The organism is Janibacter sp. CFPM2_SD2 (assembly GCF_057364645.1).
This window is the reverse complement of the sequence record NZ_JBNFOF010000119.1, coordinates 1-9532: the sequence shown is the minus strand read 5'-3', so window position 1 is coordinate 9532 and position 9532 is coordinate 1. Positions and strand designations below refer to the sequence as shown.

The following is a 9532-nucleotide window of genomic DNA, read 5'->3' as shown; positions in this document are numbered from 1 at the left end:
CCGGAGTCGGCAGGCTCCTCGTCACGCGGGTGAGTACCGCTGGCCGGGGGGCGGCAGCTCGTCGAGGGGGGAGGCGCGACATCCGTCGGCTGGGGCGCCGGTCGGCTCGGCTGAGCGCTTGCGTCGCCCGCCGCGCCGGCGGCTCTTGGCGCCGGAGTGCTCGCGCATGGAGTTGATCAGCTCGTCGGTCGATGCGCGGCTGGCGCGCTCGGCCTTGGTCTCCTCGACCTCGACGTCGAAGACCGCGGTCGGCCGGTGCACGGCCGTCGGCACGGGCCCCGCAGCGGGGGTGTCGGCCTCGGAGAGCCACTTGGCCTCGTCGTTCTTGGCGACGACGCTCATGCCGGCGAGGTCGAACCACCACGTCGCCGTGCGGTCCCGGCCGCCAGCGGCGAAGACCGCGGAGACGGTCCACTGGCCCTCGGCATCGCGGAAGGCGTCCCACTCGACGGAGGACGGCTCGACGCCTCGGCCGGTCAGGCGCGTCGCGGCACGCTGGGCGAGGGTCTCGGGGGAGCCGGCCTGGTTGGTGCCGCGCATGCGCACTGTCTGGGCGCGGCCGGCCACGTGCTCGCGCTCGGCGAGCACCGGCCCCTCGAAGCGGGCGATCTTGTCGAGGTCCCACCCGGTGCGGGCGGCGACCTCGTCGGCGCTGGCGCCGGCGCGGATCATGGCCTGCACCTCGCGCGGGCGCACGTTGTTGTCGATCGCGATCTGCAGCTGGCCCAGCCGCGGGCGGTCACGGCGCGCGGCGGCGCGCAGGGGCTCGTCGATGCGCAGGCGGTACTCCTCGCCGGCATCGTCGGTCACCACGAGGTGCTCGCCGTCGTCATGCACCCCGATGAGTCGCAGGTCGCGCATCAACAATCCCTCTCGTCTTCGTGCTCGGCACGACTCTGCCACCTGCCGCGCCCGATCCGGTGACGCACACGCCGCAGGGTTACCTTGTGTCCATGCCCGACCCCATGACCGATCACCCACTTCGCCCCTACGACGCGGTCCTCGTGCAGTCCTTCGGCGGTCCCGAGGGGCCCGACGAGGTCCTGCCCTTCCTCCGCCGGGTGACTGCCGGTCGGGGCGTGCCCGACGAGCGTCTCGTCGAGGTCGCTGCCCACTACGAGCGGGTCGGCGGCGTCAGCCCGCTGCCGGCGCTCAACCGGCGCCTCGTCGCCGACCTCGTCGCCGAGCTCGCCGCCCGCGAGTGCCCGCTGCCGGTGGTCCTCGGCAACCGCAACTCCACCCCCTTCGTCACGGAGGCGCTCGACGAGCTGGAGGCCGGCGGTGCCCGCCGCGTCCTCGTCGTGCCGACGAGTGCCTGGCGCAGCTATTCGTCCTGCCGTCAGTACCGCGAGGACCTGGCCGATGCGGTCGAAGGGAGGGAGGGTCTGGTCGTCGACAAGGTCCGGCCGTTCGGCGAGCACCCCGGCTTCGCTGCGACGCTCGCCCGGCACACGCTCGACGCCGCCCGTGCTGCCGTGGAGCGCGTCGGTGCCGACGGGGTCGCCCTGCTCTACGTCACCCACTCGATCCCCGACGCGATGGACGAGACCTCGGGGCCGGGGGACGGCGACGGGCGCGCCTATTCCGCCGACCAGGCCGAGCTCGCCGCGGCGATCACCGCCGAGGTCGACGCCGTCCTGGGCACCGACCTGCCGGCGGGGCTGTCCTTCTGCTCGCGCTCGGGCTCGCCGCGCACGCCGTGGCTCGAGCCGGACGTCAACGACCGCCTGCGCGAGCTCGCCGACGAGGGGCTGCGGCACGTCGTCGTCGTGCCGATCGGATTCATCTCCGACCACATGGAGGTCACCCACGACCTCGACGTCGAGGCCGCCGAGACCGCGGCAGAGGTTGGCCTGGGGATGACCCGGGTGCCGACCCCCGGAGCTGATGGCGACTTCGTCCGCGGGCTCGTCGATGTCATGCTCGAGCGGCCGCCCAGACCCGGGGCGAGCAGCCGGTGCGCGCCACGTGGCGCGACCTCGACTCCCACCCCGCGGTCTGTCCGGCCGGCTGCTGCCCCAACCTGCGCGAGGCGCGTCCTGCGCTGTGTGGATCGGACTGACATGACGCCACCCGCCCCGCTCGACCTGCCTGCCGGGTCGACCCGCCGACCTCGCCCGCACGGCCATGACGGTGGCGCTCGAGGCGGGAGAGCTGATCACGGCCGAGCGCCCGCGTGACCTCGGCGTCGCCGAGACCAAGAGCTCGCGCACCGACGTCGTCACGGTCATGGACCAGCGCAGCCAGGACCACCTGCTCAGCAGGCTCGGCGGGCTGCGTCCGGACGACGGCTTCGCGGGGGAGGAGCGGGGCGGTCGGGCCGGGACCTCCGGCATCACCTGGGTCGTCGACCCCATCGACGGGACGGTCAACTACCTCTACGAGATCCCCGCCTACTGCGTCTCCGTCGCGGCCGTCGTCGGCGACCCGACGCGCGACGGCGCCTGGCGACCGGTGGCCGGTGCGTCGTCAACCCCGTGACGGGGAGCGCTACAGCGCGTGGAGCGGCGGCGGCTGCCTGGCGCGCCGTCGGCGACGGCGCCCCGACGGCGCCTGCGCGTCGCCGAGACCGACCTCGGCCTCGCCCTGTGCGGCACCGGCTTCGGCTAACGACGCCGACCGGCGCGCCTGGCAGGCCGCACTGCTCACGCACGTGCTGCCCCGGGTCCGCGACATCCGCCGCCTCGGCAGCGCCGCCCTCGACCTGTGCCGGGTGGCCGAGGGGAGCCTCGACGTCTACTACGAGCGGGGGCTCAACCCCTGGGACATGGCCGCCGGCTGGCTCGTCGCGACGGAGGCCGGCGCGCTCGTCACCGACCTCGACGGGCAGGCTCCCCGGGAGGCCATGGACGGTCGCCGGGGCGCCCGGCCTGCACGCCGATCTGCTCGCGCTGCTCGTCGACGGAGTGGGGCGGGTCGGACCACGATCCGGTCGGTGACGTCATAGAGGTGGCTTTCGTCACCGCAATGGGGCACAATCCGGCGCGCCGGGCACAAATTCAGCATTCGCTGCGTTGATGACGGCGCATCACGATTTCAGCCCTGCTACCCCCAAGGAATCAGGAGAGATGGCGACCGATTACGACGCCCCTCGCAAGACCGACGACGACCTGTCCGAGGACTCCATCGAGGAGCTCAAGTCCCGTCGCGGCGACGCGACCTCCGCAAACGTCGACGTCGACGAGACGGAGATGGCCGAAGGCTTCGAGCTGCCTGGCGCCGACCTCTCCGGCGAGGAGATGTCGGTGCGGGTCGTCCCGCGCCAGGCCGACGAGTTCACCTGCACGAGCTGCTTCCTCGTCCACCACCGCAGCCAGCTGGCCAGCGACGGCAAGAACGGTCCGGTCTGCACCGAGTGCGCCGCGTGAGCCGTGGCTGACGGAGTCCGTCAGGTCCCGGTCCCGGTGCACCTCGTGCACCGGGACGCCGTCCTGCCCGCCTACGCCAAGCCCGGCGACGCGGGTGCGGACCTCACCTCCGTCGCGGAGGTGACCCTCGCACCGGGGGAGCGCTCTCTCGTGCCCACGGGCGTCTCGATCGCCCTGCCCGCCGGATGGGTGGGCCTCGTGCACCCCCGCTCCGGCCTCGCGGCGCGCCACGGCATCTCCGTGGTCAACGCGCCCGGCACCGTCGACTCGGGCTATCGCGGCGAGATCCTCGTCAACCTGGTCAACCTCGACCCGCGCGAGAGCTTCACCGTGCACGTCGGCGACCGGATCGCCCAGCTCGTGCTCCAAGAGGTCGGCGAGGGCTGCTTCGAGACGGTCGATTCGCTTCCACCCAGCCCCCGGGGTGAGACTGGACACGGATCCAGTGGGGGCTTCGGCCCACAGTCGACGACAGGACGTGAGTGATGTTCGGGCGCAAGAAGAAGGCCGCCTCCTCCGAGGCGAGCACCGAGCAGGACACGACGACGCAGGCCGGCGCCGAGGCGACCGGCCCCTCGAGCGGTGGCCTGTCCACCGACGGACCGCACGACTCCGGCGACGTCACCGACGTCGACCACCTCGTCGACCTGGGCTCCCTCCTCATCGCGCCCGCCCGCGAGGGCATCGAGCTGCGCGTCGAGGTCGACCAGGAGTCCAACGAGGTCACCGCCGTCCAGCTCGGTGACGACCACGGCGCCGTCCAGCTGCAGGTCTTCGCCGCCCCGCGCTCGGCCGGCATCTGGGGCGACATCCGCGACGAGATCTCCGAGATGATCTCCGGCAGCGGCGGCACGGTCGAGGTCGTGAGCGGTCCCTTCGGCGACGAGCTGCGCAGCCGGCTGGCCCAGCCCGGGCCCCAGGGGCGCACCGTCTTCGCCCCGGCCGTCTTCGCCGGTGTCGACGGACCCCGGTGGTTCCTGCGGGCCGTCTACTCAGGCTCGGCCGCCGTCGACGAGGCGGCCCGCGCCGACCTCGACGACATCGTGCGCAGCGCGGTCGTCGTCCGCGGCGACGACCCGCGCGCCCCGCGCGAGATGCTGCCGCTGAAGATGCCCGTGGCCCGGCAGTCCCGGTCGCAGGCCCCGACCGAGCCCGAGGGCCCGGTCGACGACCTCAAGCCCTTCGAGCGCGGCCCCGAGATCACCGAGGTGCGCTGATGGCCACCCTGCTGCGTCGACTCATCGACCTCGGCCGCTCCGACGACGAGGTCGCGGCCGACGAGCTGCGCGACGCGGCAACCGCCCACGGCTGCACCCAGATCACCGAGTCGACCGACCGCGAGGTCGTCACCGTGGCCGGCACCGTCACGGCCGTGACCCTGCGCCCCAAGGTCACCGTCCCGGCGCTCGTGGCCGACGTCTTCACCGGGTCGGCCACCGTGCAGCTGGTCTGGCTCGGCCGCCGCAGCATCGGGGGGATCAACCCCGGCGCCTACGTCAAGGCCACCGGCCTCGTGTGCCGCCCCAAGGGCACACCGGTCATGTACAACCCCGCCTACGAGATCCTCCCCGGCCATGGCGGCTGACGGGCCGCACGACGCCCCCGCGATCTCCGCGCCGGTCCACCCCACGGTCGAGGCGCTCATCCGGCACCGCCTCGGCGAGGCCTTCGGCGGTCTGCGCGGTTCCCTCGAGGCCGCGCTGCCGATGCTCGTCTTCGTCGTCGTGTGGTCGGTGACGAAGGACCGCACCCTCTCGCTCGGCTCGGCGGCCGCGCTCACCGTCGTCCTCGCCGTCGCGCGTCTCGCGCAGCGCCAGACGCTGCAGTACGTCCTCACCTCGATCTTCGCCACCGGGCTCGCGGCCTTCTTCGCGCTGCGCTCGGGCAATGCCGAGGACGCCTTCCTCCCCGGAATCCTCACCTCGCTCGCCTACCTCGCCGGCTCGCTCGTGTCGGTCCTCGTCCGCTGGCCGGTCGTGGGGCTGATGGTCGGTGTGGCCGACCAGGCCGCGGTCGCCGCGGGTGATCCCTTCCGCTGGCGCCGCAATGCGGCGGCCGTGCGCGTGTGCAGCCGCCTGACGCTCGTGCTCGTCGCGGTCTACGTCATCCGCGTCGGCATCATGGGCCCGCTCTACCTCGCGGGCAATGTCGCCGGTCTGACGATCGCCAAGGTCGCGCTCGGCTGGCCGCTGTGGGTCGGCGCGGTGGCCGTCATGGGCGCGATGCTCATGAAGGGCCACACCCCGATCGACCCCGACGACGAGCTGGTCCAGCCGGTCGACGTCACCCGGGCCTGACCATGGACGAAGGGGAGGGACCTCCCCTTCGTCATGGGGTCACGCGGGGCGGCGCCGGGGTGCGGCGCCCGGGCGCATCATCGCCTCGAGCTCCGGCTCCGCGTCGGCGGTGGTGAGCAGCAGCAGCTCGTCGTGCGCCTCGAGAGAGTCGTCGGCCGTGGGGCCGAAGGGGCGACCGTCGCGGATGATGCCGACAAGGAGGGTGTCGGCGGGGAAGTCGATGTCGCCGACGCGACGCCCGACATTGGGGTTGTCGGCCGGTAGGGTGATCTCGGCCATCGACGCATTGCCCTGCTGGAAGTCGAAGATGCGCACGAGGTCGCCGACGCTCACGGCCTCCTCGACGAGAGCGGTCATCAGGCGCGGCGTCGAGACGGCGACGTCGACACCCCAGGACTCGTCGAACATCCACTCGTTCTTGGGGTTGTTGACGCGGGCGACGGTGCGCGGGACGCCGAACTCGGTCTTGGCGAGCAGCGAGACGACGAGGTTGGCCTTGTCGTCACCCGTGGCGCAGACGACGACGTCGCAGGTCTGGACCTCGGCCTCCTGGAGCGTCGAGAGCTCGCAGGCGTCGCCGGAGAGCCAGCTGGCGTCCGGCAGCTTGTTGACCCGGCTCTCGTTGGCGTCCTTGTCGATGAGCAGGACGGCGTGCTCGTTCTGCAGGAGCTCCTGGGCGATGGACCGGCCGACCGACCCGGCGCCGACGATGACGACACGCATGACTCAGACCTCCTGCGGGGGGTGGCCGTCGAGGACGCGCTCGACGTCGGGGACACGGTCGCGCGGGATGACGAGGTGCACGAGGTCGCCCTCCTGGTGGACCGTCTCGGGGCCGGGGATGATGCCCTCGCCGAGGCGGGTGACATAGGCGATGCGGGCGTCGGTCGCCTCCTCGAGTCGCGTCAGGCGCTGGCCGACCCAGGCCGCGGAGACCTGGATCTCGGCGATGACGAGGCGGCCGGAGGCGTCGGTCATCTCGGTCGCCTGCCCCTGGGGGAGCATGCGCCGCAACACCTGGTCGGCGGTCCAGCGCACGGTCGCGACGTGGGGGATGCCCAGGCGCTGGTAGACCTGCGCGCGGTCCGGGTCGTAGATGCGGGCGACGACGTGCTCGACCCCGAAGGTCTCGCGGGCCACCCGGGCGGCGAGGATGTTGGAGTTGTCGCCGCTGGAGACCGCTGCGAGGGCATAGGCCTCCTCGATGCCGGCCTGCAGGAGGGTGTCGCGGTCGAAGCCGACGCCGGCCACGCGGCGCCCGCTGAACTCGCTGCCGAGGCGGCGGAAGGCGGCCGGGTCCTGGTCGACGACGGCCACGTCGTGCCCGAGGCGCTCGAGGGATCGGGCGAGCGAGGCGCCCACGCGGCCGCAGCCCATGATGACGAAGTGCACGGGTTGACGGTACCCCTCCCGGGACGGGCCTACACTCGCGTGGTGTCTTCAGGACGACTCATCAAGCGTCTCCTCGTCGGTCGCGCGATGCGCAGCGATCGGCTCGGCGAGACCCTCCTCCCCAAGCGGCTCGCCCTACCCGTCTTCGCCAGCGACGCACTGAGCTCCGTGGCCTACGCCCCGGACGAGATCCTGCTCACCCTGGGGCTCGCCGGAGGCGCCCTCGCCGTCACCCGGTCGTGGCCGGTCGCGCTCGCCGTCGTCGCGGTCATGGTCGTCGTCGTCGCGAGCTATCGGCAGAACGTGCACGCCTACCCCTCGGGTGGTGGCGACTACGAGGTGGCGAGCACCAACCTCGGCCCCAAGGCCGGCCTGACCGTCGCGAGCGCGCTGCTCGTCGACTACGTCCTCACCGTCGCCGTCTCGATCTCCTCGGGCGTACAGAATGCCGCGGCCGCCTTCCCCTGGCTGCGCGGTCACGAGGTGCTCGGGGCGCTCGCCCTCGTCGCCGCCCTCACGGGGATGAACCTGCGCGGCGTGCGCGAGTCGGGCAAGGCCTTCGCCATCCCGACCTACCTCTTCATGCTGTCGGTCGTCGGCATGGCGCTCGTCGGTCTCGTGCGCCGGGCCACCGGCTCCCTGCCGCCGGCCGAGAGCGCGGCGCTGACCCTGGCCCCGGAGCCGGGCATGGAGCAGCTCGGCACGCTCGCCATGGCCTTCCTGCTGCTGCGCGCCTTCTCGTCCGGCTGTGCCGCGCTCACCGGTGTCGAGGCGATCAGCAACGGCGTGCCCGCCTTCCGCAAGCCCAAGAGTGCCAACGCCGCCTCGACGCTGCTGCTCATGGGCGGCATCGCCGTCACCATGCTGCTGTCGATGATCGCGCTCGCCACGTGGACCGGGGTCAAGGTCGCCGACGACCCGGGCACGCAGCTGCTGCGCGACGGCGTCCCGGTCGGCGACAGCTATGTCCAGCACACGGTGATGGCGCAGGTGGCGGGCTCGGTCTTCGACGGGTTCCCCGCAGGCGTCGTGATCGTCTCCGTCGTCACCGGCCTGATCCTCGTGCTCGCCGCGAACACGGCCTTCAACGGATTCCCCGTGCTCGGCTCGATCCTCGCCCGCGATGGTTTCCTGCCCCGGCAGCTGCACACGCGCGGCGACCGGCTCGCCTTCAGCAACGGCATCATCCTGCTCGCGGCGTCGGCGGCGCTGCTCATCGTCATCTACGACGCGCAGGTCACCAAGCTCATCCAGCTCTACATCGTCGGCGTCTTCGTCTCCTTCACGCTCAGCCAGATCGGCATGGTCCGGCACTGGAACCGGCACCTCGCCGTGGAGAAGGACGTCCCGGAGCAGCGGCGGATGGTGCGCCGCCGGGCGATCAACGGCGTCGGCGCGCTGATGTCCGGGGTCGTCCTCGTCGTCGTCGTCCTCACGAAGTTCACCCACGGCGCCGGCTTCGCGATGGCCGCGATGGCCGCGCTCTTCGTCCTCATGGGCGCGATCAGCAAGCACTACCAGCACGTGAGCCAGGAGCTCGCCGTGCCCGAGGGCGACACGAAGCACCAGCTGCTGCCCTCGCGCGTGCACGCCATCGTGCTCGTCAGCACGATCCACCGGCCGACGCTGCGGGCCCTCGCCTATGCCTCGGCGACCCGGCCCTCGCGGCTCGAGGCGATCACCGTCGAGGTCGACCACGAGGCGACGCGCGGCCTGCAGGCCGAGTGGGACCGGCGGGGCATCCCGGTGCCGCTCAAGGCGCTCGACTCGCCCTACCGCGAGATCACCCGGCCGGTCGTCGACTACGTCAAGTCGATCCGGTCGGGCAACCCCCGCGACCTCGTCGTCGTCTACATCCCGCAGTACGTGCTCGGCCACTGGTGGGAGCAGGCCCTGCACAACCAGTCGGCGCTGCGGCTGCGCAGTCGCCTGCTCTTCACCCCGGGTGTCATGGTGTCCTCCGTGCCCTGGCAGCTGGCGAGCTCCGAGGGCGCCGAGGAACGCATGGACGGCCCCGTGGTGGGCGACGTACGACGAGGTGGAGCATGACCGGACCGAGCGCAGACGAGCTGACCGTGGGGCACGAGGTCGACGTCGAGGTGGGCCCCGTCGCGCACGGCGGGCACTGCGTGGCCCGCTACGAGGGGCGGGTGCTCTTCGTCCGGCACACGCTGCCGGGAGAGCGGGTGCGTGCCCGGATCACCGAAGGGGGTCCCGGTGACCGTTTCCTGCGGGCCGATGCCGTCGAGGTCCTCGAGGCGTCGCCGCACCGCGTCTCCCCCCGCTGCCCGGTCGCCGGGCCGCGGGTGCGGAGGCTGCGACTTCCAGCACGTCGACACCGCCCACCAGCGCGAGCTCAAGGCGGCCGTCGTCGCGGAGCAGCTGCAGCGGCTCGCGGGGGTCGAGCGTGACGGTGTCGTCGAGGCGCTCGCCGACGACGACGACGGGCTGCGCTACCGCACCCGGGTCGAGCTC

General features: G+C 72.6%; 12 protein-coding genes and 1 pseudogene. 10 read left to right on the top strand and 3 right to left on the bottom strand.

Translation table 11 applies throughout. The features are described 5' to 3' along the window. Nucleotides 1-21: 21 nt before the first annotated feature. Complete coding sequence (gene sepH / locus AC2W7J_RS11695; RefSeq protein ID WP_485982580.1) at nucleotides 22-861, bottom strand: septation protein SepH; 840 nt, start codon at nucleotides 859-861, stop codon at nucleotides 22-24. A gap of 92 nt (nucleotides 862-953) precedes the next feature. Between sepH and AC2W7J_RS11690 the strand changes: the two genes are divergently transcribed. The 8 genes from AC2W7J_RS11690 (at nucleotide 954) to AC2W7J_RS11655 (ending at nucleotide 5665) form a co-directional block, all read left to right on the top strand. After that, the gene (locus AC2W7J_RS11690) at nucleotides 954-2180 is read left to right on the top strand and encodes a ferrochelatase (RefSeq protein ID WP_485982579.1); all 1227 of its coding nucleotides are present in this window, start codon (nucleotides 954-956) and stop codon (nucleotides 2178-2180) included. Then, nucleotides 2128-2481, top strand: a complete 354-nt coding sequence (locus AC2W7J_RS11685; RefSeq protein WP_485982577.1) for an inositol monophosphatase family protein — start codon at nucleotides 2128-2130, stop codon at nucleotides 2479-2481. The genes AC2W7J_RS11690 and AC2W7J_RS11685 overlap by 53 nt, the downstream gene beginning before the upstream one ends. Continuing rightward, on the top strand, nucleotides 2462-2947 hold the full coding sequence (locus tag AC2W7J_RS11680; protein ID WP_485982575.1) for an inositol monophosphatase family protein: 486 nt from the start codon (nucleotides 2462-2464) through the stop codon (nucleotides 2945-2947). The genes AC2W7J_RS11685 and AC2W7J_RS11680 overlap by 20 nt, the downstream gene beginning before the upstream one ends. Nucleotides 2948-3068: 121 nt before the next feature. After that, nucleotides 3069-3368 (top strand): DUF4193 domain-containing protein, encoded by a 300-nt coding sequence (locus tag AC2W7J_RS11675; RefSeq protein ID WP_068317285.1) that lies wholly within the window; start codon nucleotides 3069-3071, stop codon nucleotides 3366-3368. A 3-nt stretch (nucleotides 3369-3371) separates the two neighbouring features. Continuing rightward, nucleotides 3372-3854, top strand: a complete 483-nt coding sequence (gene dut, locus AC2W7J_RS11670) for a dUTP diphosphatase (RefSeq protein ID WP_485982572.1) — start codon at nucleotides 3372-3374, stop codon at nucleotides 3852-3854. Continuing rightward, entirely contained in the window at nucleotides 3854-4585 is a 732-nt protein-coding gene (locus tag AC2W7J_RS11665) for a DUF3710 domain-containing protein (RefSeq protein WP_485982570.1), read from the top strand. Before dut ends, AC2W7J_RS11665 begins: the two co-directional genes overlap by 1 nt. Continuing rightward, nucleotides 4585-4953, top strand: a complete 369-nt coding sequence (locus AC2W7J_RS11660; RefSeq protein ID WP_255186115.1) for an OB-fold nucleic acid binding domain-containing protein — start codon at nucleotides 4585-4587, stop codon at nucleotides 4951-4953. Before AC2W7J_RS11665 ends, AC2W7J_RS11660 begins: the two co-directional genes overlap by 1 nt. Next, a complete protein-coding gene (locus AC2W7J_RS11655; RefSeq protein WP_485982568.1) occupies nucleotides 4943-5665 on the top strand; it encodes a DUF3159 domain-containing protein in 723 nt (240 codons plus the stop codon). The genes AC2W7J_RS11660 and AC2W7J_RS11655 overlap by 11 nt, the downstream gene beginning before the upstream one ends. A gap of 39 nt (nucleotides 5666-5704) precedes the next feature. Here the strand turns inward: AC2W7J_RS11655 and AC2W7J_RS11650 are convergent, their stop codons facing one another. Together AC2W7J_RS11650 and AC2W7J_RS11645 are read right to left on the bottom strand one after the other, a co-directional pair. Further along, nucleotides 5705-6388 (bottom strand): potassium channel family protein, encoded by a 684-nt coding sequence (locus tag AC2W7J_RS11650; protein ID WP_255186117.1) that lies wholly within the window; start codon nucleotides 6386-6388, stop codon nucleotides 5705-5707. A gap of 3 nt (nucleotides 6389-6391) precedes the next feature. After that, nucleotides 6392-7057, bottom strand: a complete 666-nt coding sequence (locus AC2W7J_RS11645; RefSeq protein WP_485982566.1) for a potassium channel family protein — start codon at nucleotides 7055-7057, stop codon at nucleotides 6392-6394. 39 nt (nucleotides 7058-7096) lie between these two features. On the opposite strand from AC2W7J_RS11645, the gene AC2W7J_RS11640 reads away from it, so the two are divergent. Next, nucleotides 7097-9106, top strand: a complete 2010-nt coding sequence (locus AC2W7J_RS11640; protein ID WP_427802488.1) for an APC family permease — start codon at nucleotides 7097-7099, stop codon at nucleotides 9104-9106. After that, nucleotides 9103-9532, top strand: a pseudogene (locus AC2W7J_RS11635) (TRAM domain-containing protein); the annotation flags it as partial. The gene AC2W7J_RS11640 and the pseudogene AC2W7J_RS11635, both read left to right, overlap by 4 nt.

Bases quoted from the DNA above. Each gene is read 5' to 3' on its own strand.
- AC2W7J_RS11650 (WP_255186117.1), bottom strand. From the start codon at position 6,388: ATGCGTGTCGTCATCGTCGGCGCCGGGTCGGTCGGCCGGTCCATCGCC.
- AC2W7J_RS11660 (WP_255186115.1), top strand. From the start codon at position 4,585: ATGGCCACCCTGCTGCGTCGACTCATCGACCTCGGCCGCTCCGACGAC.
- AC2W7J_RS11665 (WP_485982570.1), top strand. From the start codon at position 3,854: ATGTTCGGGCGCAAGAAGAAGGCCGCCTCCTCCGAGGCGAGCACCGAG.
- AC2W7J_RS11655 (WP_485982568.1), top strand. From the start codon at position 4,943: ATGGCGGCTGACGGGCCGCACGACGCCCCCGCGATCTCCGCGCCGGTC.
- AC2W7J_RS11685 (WP_485982577.1), top strand. From the start codon at position 2,128: ATGACGGTGGCGCTCGAGGCGGGAGAGCTGATCACGGCCGAGCGCCCG.
- sepH (WP_485982580.1), bottom strand. From the start codon at position 861: ATGCGCGACCTGCGACTCATCGGGGTGCATGACGACGGCGAGCACCTC.
- AC2W7J_RS11690 (WP_485982579.1), top strand. From the start codon at position 954: ATGCCCGACCCCATGACCGATCACCCACTTCGCCCCTACGACGCGGTC.
- AC2W7J_RS11675 (WP_068317285.1), top strand. From the start codon at position 3,069: ATGGCGACCGATTACGACGCCCCTCGCAAGACCGACGACGACCTGTCC.